The 22,078-nt window shown below is 42.1% G+C and carries 22 protein-coding genes; 19 read left to right on the top strand and 3 right to left on the bottom strand.

Translation table 11 applies throughout. From position 1 onward, the window contains the following. Window positions 1-2: 2 nt before the first annotated feature. The gene (alaS, locus tag U5907_08670) at window positions 3-2,615 is read right to left on the bottom strand and encodes an alanine--tRNA ligase (protein WRQ34094.1); all 2,613 of its coding nucleotides are present in this window, start codon (window positions 2,613-2,615) and stop codon (window positions 3-5) included. A 94-nt stretch (window positions 2,616-2,709) separates the two neighbouring features. On the opposite strand from alaS, the gene U5907_08675 reads away from it, so the two are divergent. Genes U5907_08675 through U5907_08750 form a run of 16 tightly spaced genes read left to right on the top strand, consistent with a single transcriptional unit; the run spans window position 2,710 to window position 15,880 of the window. Beyond that, entirely contained in the window at window positions 2,710-3,684 is a 975-nt protein-coding gene (locus tag U5907_08675; protein ID WRQ32649.1) for a M23 family metallopeptidase, read from the top strand. A 5-nt stretch (window positions 3,685-3,689) separates the two neighbouring features. Beyond that, on the top strand, window positions 3,690-4,643 hold the full coding sequence (locus tag U5907_08680; GenBank protein WRQ32650.1) for a M23 family metallopeptidase: 954 nt from the start codon (window positions 3,690-3,692) through the stop codon (window positions 4,641-4,643). Between the two features lie 21 nt (window positions 4,644-4,664). Continuing rightward, window positions 4,665-5,003, top strand: a complete 339-nt coding sequence (locus U5907_08685; protein WRQ32651.1) for a MerR family transcriptional regulator — start codon at window positions 4,665-4,667, stop codon at window positions 5,001-5,003. Then, window positions 5,000-5,779 (top strand): Nif3-like dinuclear metal center hexameric protein, encoded by a 780-nt coding sequence (locus tag U5907_08690; GenBank protein WRQ32652.1) that lies wholly within the window; start codon window positions 5,000-5,002, stop codon window positions 5,777-5,779. The genes U5907_08685 and U5907_08690 overlap by 4 nt, the downstream gene beginning before the upstream one ends. A gap of 7 nt (window positions 5,780-5,786) precedes the next feature. After that, complete coding sequence (locus U5907_08695) at window positions 5,787-6,602, top strand: C4-type zinc ribbon domain-containing protein (GenBank protein WRQ32653.1); 816 nt, start codon at window positions 5,787-5,789, stop codon at window positions 6,600-6,602. After that, entirely contained in the window at window positions 6,602-7,801 is a 1,200-nt protein-coding gene (locus tag U5907_08700) for an aspartate aminotransferase family protein (protein WRQ32654.1), read from the top strand. Before U5907_08695 ends, U5907_08700 begins: the two co-directional genes overlap by 1 nt. 4 nt (window positions 7,802-7,805) lie before the next feature. Next, on the top strand, window positions 7,806-9,299 hold the full coding sequence (gene dnaB, locus U5907_08705; protein ID WRQ32655.1) for a replicative DNA helicase: 1,494 nt from the start codon (window positions 7,806-7,808) through the stop codon (window positions 9,297-9,299). Window positions 9,300-9,308: 9 nt separating this feature from the next. Further along, complete coding sequence (locus U5907_08710) at window positions 9,309-10,151, top strand: DUF3108 domain-containing protein (protein ID WRQ32656.1); 843 nt, start codon at window positions 9,309-9,311, stop codon at window positions 10,149-10,151. Further along, entirely contained in the window at window positions 10,148-10,573 is a 426-nt protein-coding gene (locus U5907_08715; protein ID WRQ32657.1) for a SoxR reducing system RseC family protein, read from the top strand. Before U5907_08710 ends, U5907_08715 begins: the two co-directional genes overlap by 4 nt. Before the next feature lie 4 nt (window positions 10,574-10,577). Beyond that, complete coding sequence (locus U5907_08720; protein ID WRQ32658.1) at window positions 10,578-11,438, top strand: Fe-S cluster domain-containing protein; 861 nt, start codon at window positions 10,578-10,580, stop codon at window positions 11,436-11,438. Between the two features lie 9 nt (window positions 11,439-11,447). Next, window positions 11,448-12,785: an electron transport complex subunit RsxC gene (gene rsxC, locus U5907_08725; GenBank protein WRQ32659.1), complete on the top strand. Its 1,338-nt coding sequence runs from the start codon at window positions 11,448-11,450 to the stop codon at window positions 12,783-12,785. A 16-nt stretch (window positions 12,786-12,801) separates the two neighbouring features. Then, window positions 12,802-13,803: an RnfABCDGE type electron transport complex subunit D gene (locus tag U5907_08730; GenBank protein ID WRQ32660.1), complete on the top strand. Its 1,002-nt coding sequence runs from the start codon at window positions 12,802-12,804 to the stop codon at window positions 13,801-13,803. Beyond that, on the top strand, window positions 13,796-14,398 hold the full coding sequence (locus tag U5907_08735; protein ID WRQ32661.1) for an RnfABCDGE type electron transport complex subunit G: 603 nt from the start codon (window positions 13,796-13,798) through the stop codon (window positions 14,396-14,398). The genes U5907_08730 and U5907_08735 overlap by 8 nt, the downstream gene beginning before the upstream one ends. Then, complete coding sequence (locus tag U5907_08740) at window positions 14,391-14,978, top strand: electron transport complex subunit E (GenBank protein ID WRQ32662.1); 588 nt, start codon at window positions 14,391-14,393, stop codon at window positions 14,976-14,978. The genes U5907_08735 and U5907_08740 overlap by 8 nt, the downstream gene beginning before the upstream one ends. 8 nt (window positions 14,979-14,986) lie before the next feature. After that, window positions 14,987-15,586, top strand: coding sequence for an electron transport complex subunit RsxA (gene rsxA, locus U5907_08745; GenBank protein ID WRQ32663.1), 600 nt, complete (start codon window positions 14,987-14,989; stop codon window positions 15,584-15,586). An 18-nt stretch (window positions 15,587-15,604) separates the two neighbouring features. Beyond that, complete coding sequence (locus tag U5907_08750) at window positions 15,605-15,880, top strand: tetratricopeptide repeat protein (GenBank protein WRQ32664.1); 276 nt, start codon at window positions 15,605-15,607, stop codon at window positions 15,878-15,880. An 11-nt stretch (window positions 15,881-15,891) separates the two neighbouring features. On the opposite strand, the gene U5907_08755 is transcribed toward U5907_08750, so the two are convergent. Together U5907_08755 and U5907_08760 are read right to left on the bottom strand one after the other, a co-directional pair. Beyond that, on the bottom strand, window positions 15,892-16,521 hold the full coding sequence (locus U5907_08755; protein WRQ32665.1) for an ATP-binding cassette domain-containing protein: 630 nt from the start codon (window positions 16,519-16,521) through the stop codon (window positions 15,892-15,894). Continuing rightward, window positions 16,515-17,294, bottom strand: coding sequence for an ABC transporter permease (locus U5907_08760; GenBank protein WRQ32666.1), 780 nt, complete (start codon window positions 17,292-17,294; stop codon window positions 16,515-16,517). The genes U5907_08755 and U5907_08760 overlap by 7 nt, the downstream gene beginning before the upstream one ends. 1,114 nt (window positions 17,295-18,408) lie before the next feature. On the opposite strand from U5907_08760, the gene U5907_08765 reads away from it, so the two are divergent. The 3 genes from U5907_08765 to U5907_08775 all read left to right on the top strand — a co-directional run bounded on the left by U5907_08765 (window position 18,409) and on the right by U5907_08775 (window position 22,078). Then, on the top strand, window positions 18,409-19,968 hold the full coding sequence (locus U5907_08765) for an RHS repeat-associated core domain-containing protein (protein WRQ32667.1): 1,560 nt from the start codon (window positions 18,409-18,411) through the stop codon (window positions 19,966-19,968). A gap of 2 nt (window positions 19,969-19,970) precedes the next feature. Beyond that, window positions 19,971-20,459: a hypothetical protein gene (locus tag U5907_08770; GenBank protein WRQ32668.1), complete on the top strand. Its 489-nt coding sequence runs from the start codon at window positions 19,971-19,973 to the stop codon at window positions 20,457-20,459. A 326-nt stretch (window positions 20,460-20,785) separates the two neighbouring features. Beyond that, a complete protein-coding gene (locus U5907_08775) occupies window positions 20,786-22,078 on the top strand; it encodes an RHS repeat-associated core domain-containing protein (GenBank protein WRQ32669.1) in 1,293 nt (430 codons plus the stop codon).

Genomic DNA, 22,078 nt, shown 5'->3' on the forward strand with positions numbered 1-22,078 from the left:
ATCTATTTTGTCTCCGTTTCAACCAATAATGAAATTGCAGCCGGTAGTCCCTGAATATCTTTTCCTCCTGCTGTGGCAAAAAATGGTTGGCCGCCACCACCGCCTGAGATAAGTTTTGCTGCATCTCTTATACTTTTGCCGGCATTTCTTCCGTGAGAAACCAGATCATCTGAGTACATCAGTGCAAGATTTGCCTTGCCTTCAAATGAGTAGCCTGCAATAAGCATTGTGCTGGTCTCTCCCCTAAGCATAAAGGCAATATTCTTAACAACCTCAGGATTATACTCGCCGGTAAGCATTAGTACATTAATACCATTTATATAGTGTTTCTCTGCAAGGAGTTGCTTTTTAAGTTCTGCAGCCCTCTCCCTCATATACTCATCAAATCTCCTCTTAAGAGTTTCATTCTCTTCAATAACCTTGCCGATTGAGGCAATGAGATTTGGAGAGTTGTTGAACATAGCCTTAACAGAAGCTATAGTATCTTCATTATCATGAATAAGTTTCTCCGCATTAATACCGGTAGTAGCCTCAATTCTTCTTACTCCTGCTGCGATTGCAGACTCGGAGATGATTTTAAACAGACCAATATTTCCGGTACTGGATGTGTGTATCCCTCCGCAAAGTTCAAGAGAGTCTCCAAATTTTATAACCCTTACTGTATCTCCGTATTTTTCACCAAACAGAGCCATTGCGCCCATAGCCTTTGCCTCGTCAACCGGTATTCCCCTATACTCATCGCGTTGAGTATTCTCTCTTATCATTGAGTTTACCCTATTCTCAACCTCCCTGAGTATCTCCGGAGAGACTCTTTCATAATGAGAGAAGTCAAATCTAAAGTAATTGCTGTTTACCAGAGAGCCTTTTTGCTCAATATGATTTCCGAGGATTTCTCTCAGAGCTTTATGCAATAAATGGGTGGCTGAGTGGTTATTTGCGGTGGCTAATCGTTTCTCTTTGTCAACAACAGCACTGAATAGTGCCGAGGGATCTGAAGGCATTATTTCTGTAATATGGATATGGAGATTATTCTCTTTCAGAGTGTTAATAATTTCAATCCTCTCTCCATTTTCAGATATGAGCACTCCTGTATCTCCCACCTGTCCGCCACTCTCGGCATAGAATGGAGTTTTGTCAAGGACAATCTGAAAAAGCTCTTTGTTTTTAGTTTTTACAGACCTGAACCGTGTAATGAGTGATTGTGCTTCAGTGCCCTCGTATCCTACAAATTCAGTACCGCTGAATTCTCTGAGTTCACTCCAGTCTCCCTCCTGGGTTGATGTCGCGTTTCTGCTGCGCTCCTTCTGCTTTTTAAGCTCCTTTTCAAAAGAGTCCATGTCAATTTTGAATCCTTTTTCTCTGGCAATAAGATCGCTTAAGTCAGACGGGAATCCATATGTGTCATACAGTACAAATGCCTCCTCTCCTGAAATTGTCTTGTGAGCGGCATTCTTTGACATAATGGTTTCAAGCATCCTGATGCCTTTGTCGAGAGTTCTCAGAAAAGAGTCCTCCTCCTCTTTAATGACTTTTGTAATAAGGTCTTTAGTCCTTACCAGCTCAGGGAAGGCATCTCCCATTTCGGCAACCAGAACGGGTACCAGTCTGCAGAGAAATGGCTGGTCTACGCCCAGGAATGTGTATGCATACCTTACGGCTCTCCTTAAAATTCTTCTTATTACATATCCGGCCTTTACATTGGATGGAAGCTGTCCGTCTGCAATTGAAAAACTTATTGCCCTAATGTGGTCTGCAATAACTCTCATTGCTATATCAACCTCTTTGTCATTTCCGTACTCCTTTCCGCTAAGTCTGGCTATCTCAGATATCATACCGGTAAATACATCTGTGTCGTAGTTACTCTTCTTCCCCTGCATTGCCATGCAGAGTCTCTCCAGACCCATACCTGTATCAACATGTTTCTGTGGAAGAGGTACTAAAGTGCCATCGGCTTTTCTGTTATACTGAATAAAAACGAGATTCCATATTTCAACAACAAGATGGTGACCCTTGTTTACCAGATCTCTTCCGGGTATCTCTGCTCTCTCTCTATCATCCCTGAGGTCGACATGAATTTCGCTGCAAGGGCCACAAGGGCCGGTATCTCCCATCTCCCAAAAGTTGTCCTTTTTGTTGCCATTAAGAATTCTCTCCTCAGGGAGATATTTAAGCCATCTCTCCTTTGCCTCTCCATCCTGAGAAATTCCATCCTCCTCACTCCCCTCAAATATTGTTGTGTAAAGTCTCTCTTTATCTAATTTGTATACTTCAGTCAGCAATTCCCAGGCCCAGTCAATTGCCTCATTTTTGAAATAATCGCCAAAACTCCAGTTTCCCAGCATTTCAAACATTGTGTGATGATAGCTGTCGTGACCCACCTCCTCCAGGTCATTATGTTTTCCGCTTACCCTTAAGCATTTCTGAGTATCTGCAACTCTTGGATATTTTGCGGGTTCATTGCCCAGAAACCAGTCTTTGAACTGATTCATACCGGCATTTGTGAACATAAGTGTAGGATCATCTTTAACAACCATAGGTGCTGATGATACAATGGCATGTCCTTTGCTTGCAAAGAAATCCAGGAAGTTTTTGCGTATATCTTTAGATGTCATAATATTGGATATTCCAGAGGATTTTATAATGAATGACAAAAATAGGTTTTTTATTAAAATTATTTAAATTTGCACGAATTTAAGGTTAAAATACCCGATGTCAAAGAATAAAAGTTACAAGTTCAATCCGGAAACACTTGCTTATGAGATCCACAGGATTTCAATCAGGTCAAGATTTTCAAAGGGCTTTCTACTCTTTCTTCTAAGCATTGTGGTTTCGGTAGGTTATTATTTCGTATATACCAGTTATTTGCAACTTGAAACGCCCAAAATGCTTAGCATAAGAAGCACTAATGCCGAGCTTGCAAACAGATTGGCGCTGATGAACAGAAGATTTGATGAGGCAAACAGAATTCTTAATGCTCTTCAGATTCGTGATAACTATGTTTACAGACCCATTTTTGGTATGGAGGAGATCTCTCAGGATTTAAGAGATGCCGGTTTCGGTGGGGTAAACAGATACTCATACCTTGAGACGGTTGACCGTTCAGGGATACTTACATCAACAGTAATGAATCTGGACCAACTATATAAGAAAGCCTTCATTCAGAGCAGATCGTTTGATGAGGTCTCTCAGCTTGCAAAAAATGCTGATGAAATGGCTCTTTGCGTTCCCGCTATACCTCCTGTAAATATTGCATCCAAAAGAATTCGTTTTTCGAGCACATTTGGTTACAGACCGGATCCATTCAATGGAGCTTACAGAATGCATACCGGTGTGGATATATCCGGTCCTGTCGGAGAGCCTATCTATTCAACCGGAAACGGGAAGGTCACTGAGATAGGATTTGACTTTTTCGGGTACGGAAATTATATAATTATTGACCACGGCTTTGGATATAAGACCAGATATGCACATTTAAAGAGCTCTCTTATAACAATGGGAAGATCTGTGAAGAGAGGAGAGCAAATTGCAATTATGGGTAATACGGGAAGATCAAAGGGACCGCATATTCATTACGAAGTGATATACAGAAACCGTCCGGTAAATCCATTGAATTACTATAACAGGGACATCGAATCGGATGCATTCCTGGCACTTGTCTCGCCCGCATCCCAATCTAAAGGATAGCAGTGATGAGTAAGTATAAGTTCAATAAAGATCAGCTTAAGTTTGTAGAGGATAAGTTGGGAATGAAGGGAAGGCTTAAGGTTGTACTTGGTTATATCCTTGGCAGCATCCTTTTGGCAATATTCTACTATATTGTAGCAGCACTGATATTTAATACAAATGAAGAGGAACGCTTGCTTAAGGAGCGGGAGATGATGCAGCAGGAGTATAATAATGCTGCAGAGAAGATGAATCTTCTTGAGAATGTTCTTTCAGATTTACAGGCCAGAGACAGGGAGATATACATGAACATTTTTAAATCAGCCCCTCCTGACCTGGTTAACTCCTCATATGATGCAGCTATATATGAAAAGCTGGATTCCCTGGGAGATATGGATATTGTTAAATTTTCAGTAGCTAAATCCGCAGATGTTGAGAAACTTGTCAGTGCGGCCGGAGAGAAACTCAATCATATTTACAACGAATTTTTGGGAGCAGAGAACGCAACAGATATACCATCGATTTTACCTGTTAAGGGTTTAGCCGTAAATCAGACGGGTGCAAGTTTGGGTATGAAAATTCATCCATTCTATAAAACAATGGAGATGCATAACGGGATAGATTTGCTTGCCGCTTTGGGAACAGAGGTTATTGCTTCAGCTAATGGAGTTGTAACAGATATATCAAGATCTGACAGAGGGAGGGGAAATCAAATAGTTATTGAGCACTGGGGTGGATATAAAACTGTATATTCGCATCTGGGCGATATTCTTGTAAGAAAATCACAGCAGGTTAAACAGGGAAGTGTTATTGCAAGGGTTGGGAACAGTGGTCTCTCATTTGCACCTCACCTGCATTACGAAGTTCACCTTGATGGAAAGCCCGTTGAACCTGTTAATTATTTCTTTGCAGATCTCAAACCGGAGCAGTACAGAGAGATGCTTATGATCGCTATTAACACAGGTCAGTCACTCGATTAATAATTTAATAACTAACATACCATGCCTTACAAAGAGTTCAAACCGGAGAAACTTTACTACACAATTGGGGAGGTTGCTGATTTGCTGGGGGAGAACACCTCTCTTGTAAGATTCTGGGCACAGAAATTCCCTGATTTTATTAAGCCAGCCAGAAATAAAAAGGGGAACAGACTTTTTACAGCTGATGATGTCTCTAACTTCAAGCTCATATACTACCTTGTTAAAGAGAGAGGGATGACTCTTGAGGGGGCTCAGAACAGGATGAAGGACAATAAAGATGGTGTAGACAGAAGAGTAGATGTTATTGAATCTCTGACAGGAATAAAGGATAGGCTGCAGGAAATACAGAAGATGCTATGAAAATTAAGGCTTCATCAGTAGCAGCAGTGATAGAGGAGTTTGCCCCAGGGATTCTTCAGGAGAGTTGGGACAATTCCGGATTCTCTATTGGTGGTCCCGGTAAAGAGGTCTCATCGGCCCTTCTGGCTCTTGATTGCACCCCCTCCGTCATAAAAGAGGCTATTGAGAGTGGGGCCGATATGATAATTACACACCATCCATTGATCTTTTCGCCTCTGAAAAGGGTGGCAGGGGAGTCTCTGATTGAGAAAATGGTTGAGGATGCAATAAAAAACGGAATAGTAATTTACTCTGCCCATACAAATGCAGATAAGGTACTTCCCGGCGTGAGCGGTTTGATGGCACAAAGAATTGGGCTGCAGGATACCGGGATTTTAGATCCGCAAGACGAGAGCACCGGACTGGGGGTTGTAGGAAACCTTACAAACCAGTTAACTCCGGCAGAGCTACTTACTCTGCTAAAGGAGAGATTTGGACTAAATATAATCAGGCACTCAAAACCAATTGAAGAACCTGTCAAAAGGGTAGCCCTTTGTGGAGGAAGCGGCGGCTCCCTTGTGGATAGAGCAATAAAAGCAGGAGCTCAGGTTTTAATAACAGGAGATATTTCTTATCATAAATTCCTTTGTGAAGATGGCTTTATGGTTATGGATATTGGCCATTTTGAGAGCGAGAACGAAGTACTCACTCTACTAAAAGATATACTGTCAAAAAAATTACCTACCTTTGAAGTTCGCATTTCTGACAACAATAATAATTTAATATACTATCATTAAGAGGGTTATGGCAACAAAACAGAAACCGATTATTGAGACTCCGCTGGATGGTGGAACTTTCATATCTCTGCAGAAGAGCACAAACAGCGAGGGAGACCTCACAATGGAGATAAAATTAAATCTCCTTTATCAGCTTCAGCAGACTGACAGCAAGATTGACAAGATACACCTTCTGAGAGGAGAGTTGCCTCTAGAGGTAAGGGATCTCGAAGATGATATTGAGGGATTAAAGACAAGGGTTGATAATCTTAAGCTTGAGATTAAGGATGTTGAAAGACTAATCTATCAGAAAAAGATGGATCTGGAAAATTCAAAATCTCTCATTGAGAAGTATACTGCTCAGCAAAACAATGTAAAGAATAACAGAGAGTACGACTCTCTTACCAAAGAGATTGAATTCCAGGGTCTTGAAACTGAGTTGGCAGATAAGAGAATAAAAGAGAATACACTCCTTCTTGCTGACAAGAAGACTGCTCTGGCAGGTGCTGTTAACGCACTTGAGGAGAGAGAGAAAGATCTTGAGCAAAAGAAGAGTGAACTTGACTCAATTATTGCAGAGACTGCAAAAGAGGAGAACGAACTTATCAAGTTGTCAGAAGGTATACAAGCACAGATTGATGCCAGAATGCTTGCTGCATACAAAAAGGTTCGCTCAAATGCCCGCAACGGACTTGCTGTGGTAACAGTAAGAAGAGATGCCTGCTCAGGATGTTTCAACAAGATACCGCCTCAAAGACAGATGGACATTGCTCAAAGCAAAAAAATCATTGTTTGCGAGTATTGCGGAAGAATTCTAGTGAATGCAGAGTTTGAGCAGGAATAATGTTCAGAGAGCCCTATAGATTAAGGGAACAATTCTTAAGACATGTAGGTCAGACTTCCCCCTCGCCTCTGGGATTAGAAATTCAGAGAGCGGAGGGGGTGTTCTTATATACTCCGGAGGAAAAAAAATATGTTGACCTCGTATCTGGAGTCTCTGTTTCAAATGTGGGACACTCAAATCCTGAAGTTGCCGACGCAGTTTGCGAGCAGGCCAGAAGGCATATGCATCTCATGGTTTACGGAGAGATTATTCAGAAGCCGCAAGTAGAGCATGCAGCTCTTCTTGCCTCCCGTCTTCCCGGGAATTTAGATGTGGTGTACTATGTAAATTCAGGAAGTGAGGCAAATGAAGCTGCAGTAAAACTTGCAAAAAGGGCAACAGGAAGAACAGAGATCATAAGTTGTATTAACTCATATCATGGGAGTACTCATGGTGCTTTGAGCCTTATGGGCTCAGAAAAATTCAAAAATGCTTTCAGGCCGCTGTTGCCTGATATAAGGCATATCCGGTTTAACAGTATAGAGGACCTGGATTTTATTACCGCAAAAACAGCCGCTTTTATTATTGAACCAGTTCAGGGTGAGGGAGGTGTAAGGATTCCGGAAGAGGGTTACCTTGAAGCGGTGAGGCAAAAATGTACTCAGACAGGCACCATTCTTATATTTGATGAGATACAGACAGGATTTGGAAGATGTGGAAAACTTTTTGCTGCTGAGAAATGGGATGTTGTTCCGGATATTATTACCTTAGCAAAAGCATTGGGAGGCGGTATGCCGTTGGGTGCACTCGCAGCTTCTGCTGAGCTTATGAGTATGTGGCAGTCAAATCCTGTTTTAGGTCATATTACAACTTTTGGGGGGCATCCTGTATCCTGTGCAGCTGCACTGGCATCTCTCAAAATATTGATCAGAGAGGAGTGGGTAGCCAATGCAGAGAGAAAGGGGCTGTTGTACAAAACAATACTTGAGAGTCACAAGGCAGTTAAGGAGATAAGACAGGTTGGGTTGCTACTTGCAGTGGATCTTGGCGAGAGCCGGGCTGCAGAGAGGATTCTTCCTCTTTTGATTGAAGAGGGAGTAATGAGTGACTGGTTCCTTTTTGATGAAAACTCATTCAGGATTGCTCCTCCACTCTCTATAACAGATGAAGAGATTATTTATTCGGCATCACTTATTGCCGCAGCATTAGACAGACTTTGAACATATGGCAAAAAGCTACAACAAGGGAAAGCAGACACAAGAGAAGAATCTGGACTCTCTGGGTCTGGATATGGGGAAAAAGCCACCTCAGGCGCTTGATATTGAGGAGGCTGTGCTTGGGGCTCTTATGCTGGAACCAAATCTGGTTCCGGATACTATGGAGATAATTAATACCGGCTGTTTTTACAAGGATGCTCACAGAAAGATCTTTAATGCTATAAAGACCCTGTCAGACAAGCACTATCCTGTTGACCTTCTTACAGTCTCTGATGAACTTAAGAGAACAGGAGACCTTGAAGTTGTTGGCGGAAATGCATTCCTCTCTCAACTGAGTATGAGAATCAGCTCTGCGGCTCACCTTGAGTATCACTCAAAGCTCTTGCTGCAGAAGTATATACAAAGAGAACTTATCTCTATCTCATACGAGGTTCAGAAAGACTCATTTGATGATAATATCCCTGTAGATGATCTTCTTGATGCAACTCAGCAAAAGATATTCTCTCTAACTGAGAGAAATATTAAACGAGAGTCCAGACCTGTTAAGTCTGTAATTGAGGAGGCCATAAATGAATTGCATAACAGCCAGTTAAAACCTGACGGTCTTTCAGGGGTTCGTTCAGGCTACACATCTCTTGATAAGGTGACTCTTGGCTGGCAACCATCTGACCTTATTATCCTGGCGGCAAGACCCTCTATGGGTAAAACTGCTTTTGTGCTGACTATGGCAAGAAATATGGCAGTTGAGCATAATATACCTGTTGCTTTTTTCTCTCTTGAGATGTCTTCGTTACAGCTTGTGAAGAGGTTGATGATAAGTGAGACAGGTTTGCCTGCAGATAAAATTAAAGGAGGTAAGAAACTGGAGGATTATGAGTGGACACAGATTAATACCAGGCTTGCTCAGTTGATTAAAGCACCCCTGTATATAGACGATACTCCTTCACTCTCAATATATGAATTACGTTCAAAGGCACGAAGACTTGTTTTAAACGCAGGTGTCAAGGCTATTGTTATTGACTACCTTCAGCTTATGAGTGGTCCTCCGGAATTAAGAGGTATGAGGGAGCAGGAGGTCTCTGCAATCTCCAGATCATTAAAGGCAATTGCCAAGGAGCTGAATGTTCCGGTTATTGCATTGTCGCAGTTAAGCCGGGCAGTAGAGACAAGGGGAGGAAACAAACGGCCACAGTTAAGTGACCTTAGAGAATCCGGAGCAATTGAGCAGGATGCCGATATTGTAATTTTTATCCACCGTCAGGATTACTACGGGCTCACTGAAGATCCGGCAATGGCAGGAGTTACTGATATTATTATTGCCAAGCACAGAAATGGAGCCGTCTGCGATGTCTCAATGAGGTTCAGACACTCAGAGGTTAAGTTTGTAGATATTAATGATCCTGATTTTTCCGGATTGCATCAGGCAGGAACTGTCCATACTTATGGCTCTAAATTGAATAACACACCGGAATTTATACCAAATTCAGATTTTGACTCATAATGAATTAAGATGGTTAAAAGGCTCCTCATATTAATATGTCTGTTATCGGTGCCGATAGCCTCCTTTTCACAGCAATCCAACTGCCCTCCGCCAAGGGCCGGCTCTCTCTCTGATTTGCCTTTTCAGGACGGAGAGGTTTTGTTGTACTCTTTATCGTATAACTGGGGAGGGGTTGTCTCCTCTGTTGCAGAGGGGTCGTCAAAACTTAAATTTAATAACAGTGGTGCTGCAGGTCCCCATTTTCATGCAATAGTAGAGGGCAAAACTTACAGGTTTTATGATCTCTTTTTTAAAGTAAGGGATTATTATGAATCCAAATTTTTCCCGGGTAATATGAGGCCCTTCTATTTTCACAGAAATGTTCAGGAGGGTAAATACAGGATGAAAAATCACATTACATTTCTTCCTGATAATCAGATAAGATCACTAACTCAAAAATATGACAATCCCCAGAAGGATACTCTTTTAAAGGGCTCTCTCTGCACTTATGACATTGTTACAATGTTTTACTATGCCAGAACACTGGATTACAGGAGCGATTCGCCAGGTACAACATATCCGGTATCATTTGTAATAGATGATGATATATTTAATATATCAATCAGGTACATAGGTAAAGAGGTTAAGAGGATACCGGGATTTGGAACTTTCAATACAGCAAAATTCGCTGTGAAACTTATCGCAGGAACTGTTTTTAAAGGGGATAAAGAGATGATTCTATGGATTTCAGATGATGAAAATAAAATACCTCTTGGATTTGAAGTAGAGATAATTATCGGGAAACTTTTCGGGACGCTTAAAAGTACTGAAAATTTGAAGTTCCCAATGAAAAGTAAGATAACACATAAATGAAGAATACTGATATAATTGAACACGAAGGTGTAATTATTGACATAAGCCCGGATTTCATAACGGTTGAGATAATGAATAAATCTGCCTGTGGGGCCTGTGCCGCAAAAGGGGCCTGTTCTTTGGGTGAAGTGGAGGCAAAAGTTGTTGAGGTTGCAAACACCGGTTATATTATGTACGAGCCTGGTGAGAGAGTGAATGTTATGCTTGCTAAAACTCTTGGACATAAGGCTCTGTATATATCTTATCTGATTCCTTTGTTGATTCTGGTAGCAATATTACTATCTTTGTCTGCCGCCGGAGCCGGAGATCTTTTAACAGGATTGGCAATTTTAGGAGGGCTTGCTCTCTATTATTTAATTGTTTATCTCTTCAGGGAGAGGTTCCGTAAGGAGTATGTTTTTACAATCGAGAAACTGAACTAATTATATGACTGCTACAATTATCTTTACCATTGCGAGCCTCACCGTTCTTGGGCTTGTTCTGGCTCTGATTCTCTACTTTACCGCCCAGAAATTCAAGGTGGTGGAGGACCCCAGAATTGACGATGTTGAGACCATTCTTCCCGGTGCAAACTGTGGAGGATGCGGTTATACGGGTTGCCGGGCCTTTGCGGAGGGTTGTGTGAACAGTGAGTCAATGGATGGCCTGTTTTGTCCGGTAGGGGGCAACGATGTTATGAAGCATGTTGCTGACTATCTTGGGAGGACTGTTGCTGAAAAGGTGCCTCAGACAGCTGTTGTTAGGTGTAACGGAAACTGTGACAGCAGACCTAAGTCAAACAATTATGATGGCTACACATCTTGCGCAGTAATGGCATCGTTGTATGCAGGAGATACGGACTGCAGGTACGGATGTCTGGGTCAGGGAGATTGTGAGCTATCGTGTGATTTTGATGCAATAAAGATGAACCCCAGAACAGGGCTGCCTGAGGTGGATGCTGATAAATGTACTGCTTGCGGAGCTTGTGTGAAGGCTTGTCCTAAAATGATTATTGAGTTAAGAAACAAGGGCCCTAAGGGAAAGAGAATATTTGTCTCATGTATTAATAAAGACAAAGGTGGAGTTGCAAAGAAGGCCTGTGCCGTAGCATGTATAGGTTGTACAAAGTGCCAGAAGGTGTGTGCTTATGATGCAATTACTATTACTTCAAATCTGGCATATATAGACTATAACAAATGTAAGCTTTGCAGAAAGTGTGTTGTTGAGTGCCCTACAAATGCAATTTGGGAGGTTAACTTCCCGGTAAGGGTGCCTAAGAAGGTGGAAGCAGAGGTTGAACAGCATTAATCCCGGAATATGAGCAAAACATTCAGTATAGGCGGTATTCATCCGCATGATAACAAGATTTCAGTTAATGCGGCAATTGAGAACTTTCCGGTTATGGAGAGGGCCTTCATTTCCATGTCGCAACACCTTGGAGCACCTGCTGAGCCTCTTGTGGCAAAGGGGGACAAGGTTAAGACAGGTCAGTTGATTGCAAAGGCAAGTGGTTTTATATCGGCAAATGTACACTCCTCTGTATCGGGGACGGTAAACTCCATTGAGATGCTTCCTGACCTTGCCGGTAACCTTGTGCAGCATATTGTAATAAACGTAGAGGGTGACGAGTGGATGGAGGAGATTGACCGTTCTCCGGAAATAAAAAGAGAGATAACTCATTCGCCTCAGGAGATAATTGCAAAAATTGCAGAATGCGGTATAGTTGGTTTGGGAGGGGCAGCTTTTCCTACTCATATTAAGCTATCACCACCTCCGGGGAAAAAGGCAGAATTCCTTCTTGTGAACGGAGCTGAGTGCGAACCATATCTCACATCGGACTACAGGATAATGCTTGAAAATACCGAGGAGATACTTATTGGTGTTAAACTGATGATGTCTGCTCTTGGAGTGAAGAGGGCCTATCTGGGTATTGAGGAGAATAAGCCTAAAGCAATTAAAAAGATGAATGAGATAGCCTCAAAGGGCTATCAGGAGATTAAGATAGTATCGCTTAAAAAGAGATATCCTCAGGGTGGGGAAAAGCAGCTTATAGACGCTATAACAGGCAGACAGGTTCCCTCTATGGGGTTACCTATTGATGTAGGGGTTGTTGTTCAGAATGTGGGCACTGCCTTGGCGGTATATGAGGCTGTTCAGAAGAACAAACCTCTGTTTGAGGGGGTAGTTACTGTGACCGGCAAATGTATGCCTGAGCAGAGAAACTTCAGGATGAGGGTGGGAACAACATTTGAGTCTATGATATTTGCCGTGGGCGGTTTTCCTAAAGATGCAGAGAAACTGGTTAGCGGCGGACCAATGATGGGTAAAGCGGTGTCAAGGATTGAGGCTGCGTCGGTAAAGAGTACATCGGCCTTACTGCTTCTTACTGAGGAGGAGACAAAAAGGGGAGAGGAGGCAAATTGTATCAGGTGTGCCAAATGCGTTGATGCTTGTCCTATGGGGCTTGAACCATACTTGCTTAACAGATTGTCAAGGGCAAACAGAATTGAGGATCTAGAGGCGAATATGGTGCATGACTGCATTGAGTGCGGTAGCTGTCTCTATGTATGTCCGGCAGATATTCCGTTGCTTGATACTATAAGATTGTCAAAAGCAAAAGTTTTGAAGATAATCAGAAGCAGACCAAAAAAGTAAAATCTAAATTCCAGATATGAAAAAACTGATTGTTTCACCGGCACCGCATCTACACGGTAACGAGTCAACCAAGAGTTTGATGAGAGATGTGATAATCGCTCTTGCTCCATCGCTGCTTGTGTCGGTATATTTCTTTGGGTTTTCTGCAATAAAACTGGCTCTGGTGGGTGTTGCCACCGCAGTGGCTGTTGAGTATGTAATCCAGAAATATATTGTAAAAACAAAAATTACAGTCAATGACTACTCGGCAGCTCTTACGGGCCTCCTGCTCTCACTGAATCTTCCGCCGAATTCACCATGGTGGATAATGTTTATAGGTTCCGTTGTGGCAATAGGAATTGCAAAGATGACTTTTGGAGGGGTGGGCCAGAACCTCTTTAATCCGGCGCTTGTGGGGCGTGTTTTCTTGCTGGTCTCATTTCCTGTAATTATGACCGATTATTCAATTCCCACATCCTGGTTCAGGGAGGGGATTGATGCCGGCTCAGGTGCAACCGCTCTCTCAATTGTTAAGGAGGGGCTTGCAAAGGGTCTAACTATGGATCAGATATTCCCAGAGAATAATTTCTCGTATGCACAGATGCTCTTCTCAAAGATTGGCGGCTCAGTGGGTGAGGTTTCTGCTCTGGCTTTGATTCTGGGATTTGTTTATCTGCTTATAAGGAGGGTAATAAGACCTCATATTCCGGTGGCAATAATTGGGACTGTTCTTTTGTTTTCTGCCATTTTCTGGTTAATCAATCCTCAGATGTATGCTGACCCTCTGTTTAATGTACTTACAGGGGGGATACTTATAGGTTCAATTTTTATGGCAACGGACTATGTGACGTCTCCTATGAGTAAAAAGGGGATGGTGCTCTATGGAGTGGGAATCGGTATAATTACGATGCTTATAAGATACTGGGGTGCTTACCCTGAGGGGATATCTTTTGCTATTCTTATTATGAATGCGACTGTTCCGCTTATAAACATGTACTTTAAGCCTAAAAAGTTTGGGAAGGAGGTGAAGCATGGCTAGAGAATCGACACTCAAGAATATGGTGCTTACACTTGCATCAATTACTCTTATTGCTTCAACTTTACTGGGTGGTGTCTATGCTCTTACAAAGAGCTCTATTGATGCAGCGAAGGTTGCAAAAATTAACGATGCCATATCTAAGGTTGTACCGGAGTTTGACAACGATCCCTCTTCTGAAAAGTTTGTAAAGGAGCTGGATGGAAAGAGTTATATTGTCTATCCTGCAAAAAGTGGTGAGGCAATTGTAGGATATGCTGTTGAGAGCTTTACAACAGGCGGATTCGGCGGAAGAATTACCCTTATGGTGGGATTTAATACAGATGGAACTATAAATAATACATCTGTTCTTTCACACGCTGAAACTCCGGGACTTGGAGACAAAATGGTGGAGGGAAAGAGTGATTTTAGCATTCAGTTTCAGGGTAAGAGTCCGGAGGACTTTAAGTTGCTGGTGAAGAAGGATGGAGGAGATGTTGATGCAATAACAGCCTCTACAATAACATCCAGGGCATTTTGTGAAGCGGTGACTGCTGCCTGGGAGGTTTATAAACTTTGTGTTGACGAAAATGTAAAAAGGGAGGGGGAAGATGAGTAAACTAAATATTCTTACAAAGGGGATTTTCAAGGAGAATCCTGTTTTTGTGCTGATGTTGGGTATGTGTCCTACTCTGGGAACTACAACCTCTGCTATTAATGGTCTGGGAATGGGGCTGGCTACAACATTTGTTCTGATGCTCTCTAATGTGGTAATTTCTGCGATTGCTGGATTTGTTCCGGCAAAGGTAAGGATTCCCTCTTTTATTGTTGTTATTGCGGCGTTTGTGACTGTATTGCAGTTTGTTATGCAGGCTTATACGCCGGGTTTGTATGAAACTCTGGGACTTTTTATCCCGCTTATTGTTGTAAACTGTATAGTTCTTGGCAGGGCAGAGGCCTTTGCTTCAAAAAATTCAATCACAGACTCTTTCCTTGATGGTGTGGGGATAGGGCTTGGATTTACTGCAGCACTTACTGTACTGGGTTTAGTAAGAGAGATTCTGGGTAGTGCATCGGCTTTTGGAATAAAATTTTTGAACGGAGATGGTATTTTGGTGTTTATCCTGGCTCCTGGTGCATTTATTGCGCTGGGGTACCTGCTGGTTCTGTTCAATAAGTTAAAGACAAAAATTAAATAGGAGGGGTTATGGAGTACATTTTAATAATCATATCTGCAGTATTTGTTAATAACATATTGCTATCCCAGTTTCTGGGAGTTTGTCCCTTCCTGGGTGTTTCGAACAAGGTTAGTACAGCAGCAGGCATGGCCGGGGCCGTAACCTTTGTGATTGCTGTTGCCACTCTTGTTACATATCTCCTGCAGTATTATGTGTTAGTTCCTCTGGGCATTGAGTTTATGCAGACTGTTGCTTTTATACTTGTAATTGCAGCGCTTGTTCAGATGGTTGAGATTATTCTTAAGAAGGTTAGTCCATCGCTATATCAGGCACTTGGGATTTTCTTGCCTCTGATTACCACAAACTGTGCAGTTCTTGGTGTTGCTATTATCGTGGTATCCAAGGAATTTGCCTTTGGCAGCGATCCTCATATGCTTAACTTAGCTGAGTCAGTTGTTTATGGTATAGCAACAGCTCTTGGATTTGGCCTGGCAATGATACTTTTTGCAGGTCTCAGGGAGCAGCTGGAACTTGCAAATGTTCCCAAACCATTCAAAGGGATGCCCATTGCCCTTATAACAGCAGGTATTCTTGCCCTGTCATTTATGGGATTTGCAGGACTTGTTTAGTATTTGTAAATTTGAATTATGGCTAAAACCTTACTTGAAATAGATCAGCTGCTAAGAGCGGGAGATGCTGATGCAGCAAATGTGGAGCTGAGAGCTCTGCTTGAGAGGGAACCAAACAATGCCGAGGCTTGGTATCTTTTGGGAAGTCTTCTCAGAAGGCAGCAACTATGGGGGGATGCAATAAACGCCCTTAATAAGGCTAAGTTTCTTAATCCTGAAGGACCTGCTGCCCATGCAATAGAGTCCATTTATGAGATTCTGAGTTATCAGAATACTGATTTGATGAATCCGTAAAGGGAGAGAGTTTAAATAATTTTACCTCCCCTGATGTGGAGTGAAGATGTAGCCAGGCCATCTGTTTCGCCCCTGTTGTGGGTGACATGGAGAACGGTCTGGCCCTCTTTTTTGAGTATTGCCAATGTCTTTACCGCCTCCTCTCTAAGCTCCTCATCCAGTGCGGAGAGCGGCTCGTCAAGCAGTAAAACCGATGGCTGGTGCGCCATGGCGCGGGCAAGTGCACATCTCTGCTTTTCACCGCCGGATAAATCTTTTATAGCTCTCTTAAGCAATCCCTCAATTTTGAAAAGGGAGGCGATTCTCCAGGTCTCCTTTGCAACGGTAGCTTTGTCGGCACCGGAAATGGAGAGGGGAAAGCCGATGTTCTCTTCAACTGTCATATGGGGAAAGAGGGCGTAATCCTGGAAGAGCATACCCACCGGCCTCTTTCTGGCAGGGGTGTTGGTCATATCTACCCCATCAATAAGTATTTTGCCCTTTTCAGGAAATCTAAGCCCGGCAATCAGCTCAAGCATAACAGACTTGCCGGAGCCAGACGGGCCAAGCAGTGCTGTATAGCTACCCTTGGGAAGTTCCAGGTTTATGGGGCCAAGGGTAAACAGCCCTGCTTTGTATATAATGTTTTCCAGTATTACCATCTTCTCTTCTGGTATATTCTCAGCAGTGTAAACAGGATAAGGGTAACGGTGACAAATATCACCGCCACAGGCCTCGCATAGTTTATTCCGAATGAGTTAAATCTGTCAAATATCAAAACCGGTGTGGTCATCGGGTGGTATGCAACTATCACTATTGCCCCAAACTCGCTCATCCCGCGTGCAAACATCAGCATAAGTCCTGAGATAACCGATCTGCCGGCAAGGGGCATGGATATTTTGTAAAATGTAGTAAACTTTGATGCGCCAAGTGTCTCCGCGGCCTGCTCCAGCCTTTCCGGGACTGCCGAAAATCCATCCCTTGCTGAGTTTATAAGAAACGGAAGACTCACAAACGCCATCGCCATCCCAATAGCTATGGGAGAGCCCACCAGGTTAAGCCCTATGGAATCTGCCGCAGAACCCAGCAGACTATCCCTGGAGATAACCCCAAGGAGTGCAATTCCGGCAGCTGAGTGGGGAATCACTATAGGCAGATCAATAATCGCCTCAACTACACCCTTAAGCGGGAACTTTTTTCTGGCAAGAATATAGGCCAGCGGAATGGCAAATACCGACGAAATAAATGTCGCAGCAGCAGATACACCCAGTGTCAGCACAATACTTCTGCTCACCTCCGGATCCCTTATTGTCTCAAAGAGCCCCGGTGCTTTTACCGATAGAAACATCCCCGCAAGCGGCGCAAAAATGAACAGCAACGCCACTGCTCCAAGAAGCATAAAGGCTAAATGAGTGATGTTGCGGTTGTGGTGCATAGGGCAAAGATAGGAAATAATCAAGTTCGCTAGTCTGCTTCTGCACCCTTCCCCAGTGTACTGCTGCGCCCTACCTGAATCACCCGCAGCCCCTCTGGAACTTTTCCTCCTCGCTCTCTTCGTTCGCTGTGGCGGAGGTTCCATCGCTCAAAGACCTGCTCCTCATCCCTACCTGAATCACCCGCAGCCCCTCTGGAACTTTTCCTCCTCGCTCTCTTCGTTCGCTGTGGCGGAGGTTCCATCGTGTCTCGGTTGATTCAGGTAGGAATATGGCAATCTTTTTACATAGTTTACACAGCGGGTTTGATCTGAAGTTTCCCGCGTCAAAGACCGGTAGTAAACTATATACCCGTACTGCTATAACTCACAGTATATCTTCAGGTTAACACTTAATCCCGCGGATGATCCGCGGGATTAAGTGTTAACGCGTACTCAGTAAGCGAGATACAGCCTCACGGGTATGACACTTCACCGCCTTCTGCAAAGTTTATAAGGTGCTTCGCCGGTTTAGCCATCCGGCAATACAAGTTATTTTCGCAGCCCGGGAGATAACTTTTGTACAGACCTGCGACGCATACCCGTACCGCTGTAACTCTCAGTAAATCACTAACAACTACTTTGACCTGACATGTCATTTGTCATATTAAGTGCCTGTAGTAAGATAATCAACGCGTTACAACGCTGCGGGTTTTATATTTTCAGGTGAATTCGTTCGTAAATTATAGGAATAATATCATAATGCATAGGTTTGGGTTGAGAGGGATTTTCGTTTATCTTGCTTATAGTTAGAGGTTTAAAAATTGATTTTTTGAGAAGTTTTTAAAAATGCAATTTGTAATTACTTGGTTTCTTAGCATATATACGAATATCCCTGTCAACCCATTTTCTTTTTCTGCAGATGCAATCCTCTTGTCAGGGATGAATTATCATGTGCCGGGCGACAAACTTAAAAACTTAATAATTTATTAACATATAATTATTATATTTGGTTATTATTAATTAATAAGACTCTTCCTACGGTTTTCCCGTCCTCATTTCTCCGGGTCCTTCTCATTTTATGGGTAACAGTATCGTGAGCACAGCATTAACATATGATATACAGAACCGTCTTCGGATGATCAATAACCCATCCTCGCTGGGTACAAAGCCTTTCGCTATGGAGCTACAGTACAATGCTCCAAATGTGAGCGGAGCGACAGCCCAGTACTCTGGCAATATCAGTGCCGTAAAATGGAGACACAACGGAGGCAGCGAACAGAGCTACCGTTATAATTACGATTCATACAGCCGTCTGACGGATGGCCTACACAGCGGTTCAAACAACGAACAGGGGATAACCTACGACTCCAATGGTAACATAACCGCCCTAACCAGAACAGGGATACAACCTGCAGCAATGACATACAATTACTCGGGAAACAGACTCTCTTCAATAGTTAAAGGAGGTACTACATACACCTATGCTCATGACAGTAACGGCAATGTGACAACAGACGGTATAAGAGGGATGACAATAACATACAACTACCTCAACCTGCCAAAGAGCGTGATCAAGGGTGCGGATAATCTTGAGTTCATCTACGATGCCACAGGAGTCAAGCTGGCAACAAAACAAAACGGAACAACGCAGAACTACTACACAGGAGCAGTAGTGTACAAATCAGACAAGACACCTGACTACATACTAACCTCTAGTGGTATGATAAGAAAAGATGGTGCAAACTACATACGCCAGTACAACATAACAGACCATCTGGGAAATGTCAGGTCTGTTGTAAACCAGTCCGGGACAATTGAACAGGCTACTGACTATTACCCCTATGGATTATCTTTCAGCAATAACAATCTAACTAAAAACCGTTATCTTTACAATGGCAAGGAGATCCAGAACCAGACCCTCTCCTCACAGTTCTTTGGAATGTATGATTATGGAGCGAGGTATTACGATCCTGTGATAGGAAGGTGGATGGGGGTTGACCCACTGGCAGAGAAGAAACCATGGCTTACTCCATACCATTTTTGTAGTAATAATCCACTTAATAGACTTGACCCAGACGGCAGAGATGATTTTGAACTTAATAATAAAGGACAAATTGTAAATCGTATCGAAAATAAAAAAGCGGACAATATTTATATTCTTAATAATGACGGAAAGCGTATAGATGGTCAAACATTAAATTTTGAATACGGTACTATTACTGCTGTTAGGAATCCGACGGTTAAAGTAAAAGGTAAAGATGGTAACGTAACTGATAAGCCTTTAATCCTATTTGAAGTAAAAGGAAATGACAATACTACTAAGATGTTTGAATTCTTGGCAAATCCATCAAGTACAGGAGTGGAGTGGACACATGCAAAAATTGGTGCTGAGAAGTCTGAGCAAAATGTAATTGGAAGCTCACATGACAAATCATCGACACCAGTTGGTCACTACTTAAGAGCCACAAAATATACTTTAAAGGAAGTAACACATAATCATCCTAGCGGTAATTATCTTCCTTCTGATGGAGATAAGAGCGGGGCAAAACTTTATAAACAGCAGAATAGTAATACGTTGCTCAATATTTATACTTACCCTAATCGGTATAGTGGATATGATGAAAAAGGCACTCTTGATTTTAGTGATTTTGAAAATATGCCAACTATTGAAGTAATTGGGACAAAAAAGAATTAAGTATGAAAAGATATATTAAATATTTTTTGCTTGCTTGTTTAGGTATGTTTAGTTTATTATCTAAATCACAAGATTTTAATACGAGCGATTCATTACCTGTATTAAAAATTGCGAATGAACAACTCTTAGTTATAATCGATAGCCTTATAGAGTATGATAAAAGATGTGATTTCTATGATTCAAATTTAGTTTATATTGTGCATATTCAGCCAACGGAATATACTACTTTAATCCAATTTACATCAAGCCATAAATTGATAAAAATGGGTAATGAGACAGGTTGTCTTGCTAAAAAAGGACATGTTATTGTTGTAAGGGGAATTTATGATGATACTCTTTTTGAAAAGACAAGATGTAAGAAAATATTCAATTATTACCAGCCTTCTGATGGAATTGATTCAAACGGAACGGTTATAATTGATATTTATGAAGATGATTCTTATACCCAATGGGATTACAAATACAATAAAGGTAGCTTTACTAAAATATAATTAAAAAGCTTGGCAAGCTTAGGTTATTTTAATGCACATCATGAAGGACGTTCAAATGAACGTACTTTTTAATTTCATCTTGCTTAAAGAGATAGACCGGCAAATCTTAACTTTATTGCGGAGCGACAGCCCAGTACTCTGGCAATATCAGTGCCGTAAGATGGAGACACAACGGAGGCGGCGAACAGAGTTACCGTTATAATTACGATTCATACAGCCGTCTGACGGATGGCCTACACAGCGGTTCAAACAACGAACAGGGGATAACCTGCGACTCCAATGGTAACATAACCGCCCTAACCAGAACAGGGATACAACCTGCAGCAATGACATACAATTACTCGGGAAACAGACTCTCTTCAATAGTTAAAGGAGGTACTACATACACCTATGCTCATGACAGTAACGGCAATGTGACAACAGACGGTATAAGAGGGATGACAATAACATACAACTACCTCAACCTGCCAAAGAGCGTGATCAAGGGTGCGGATAATCTTGAGTTCATCTACGATGCCACAGGAGTCAAGCTGGCAACAAAACAAAACGGAACAACGCAGAACTACTACACAGGAGCAGTAGTGTACAAATCAGACAAGACACCTGACTACATACTAACCTCTAGTGGTATGATACGAAAAGATGGTGCAAACTACATGCGCCAGTACAACATAACAGACCATCTGGGAAATGTCAGGTCTGTTGTAAACCAGTCCGGAACCATTGAACAGGCTACTGACTATTACCCATATGGATTATCCTTCAGTAATACCAATCTAAACAAAAACCGTTATCTTTATAATGGAAAAGAGTTGCAGAACCAGACCCTCTCCTCACAGTTCTTTGGAATGTATGATTACGGAGCGAGGTATTACGATCTCGTGATAGGGAGGTGGATAGGGGTTGATCCATTGGCAAGTGATGCACCTAGTTGGTCTCCTTATCGAGCGTTCTTTAATAATCCACTTAGATTTATTGACCCTGATGGCCTATTTGAGATTGAAACAGGGAAAATAGAGAAAGGGGATAATCTAACAGCAATAGCAAAGCAGCTTAATGAAAAATTTAAAACTAATCTAACTGTAGCCCAAATAGCAAAAGCAAACGATTTAAAAGATGCTAATAAGATAAAAGCAGGAAATTTCATAAAATTGCCAGGTGCAGATATTGAATTAAATTTTGACTTAAGTTCTTTAAAAGTCTCAGATATCAATTATAGTATTGATATGCCAGATTTGGAATGGGAAGGCACAAGTGGACGAGAGGGTTATCAAAGTTCAGAATTTCAAAACTTAAAAGATAAAGGGCCAATACCAGAAGGACAATACATCGTTGACCCAGCCCGCACACAGTCAATATCAGATATTAGTACATGGGATAGAGCGAAAGGAACAATTGGGCGAGGTTCTTGCCCTGGATTAGAAAAATCTTGGGGAGAGCATAGAACTTGGTTGACACCTTCGGCTGGAACTAATACTTTTGGAAGAAATGGTTTTACTATACACGGTGGCGCTATACCAGGTTCTGCAGGTTGCATTGATTTGACGAGTAGAAACAATAGTTTTCACAATTGGTTGAAATCACACGACAAACCATTGAATTTAAAGATAAAATATTAG

The organism is Bacteroidales bacterium MB20-C3-3 (assembly GCA_035609245.1).
In the GTDB taxonomy this organism is placed as follows: domain Bacteria; phylum Bacteroidota; class Bacteroidia; order Bacteroidales; family UBA932; genus Bact-08.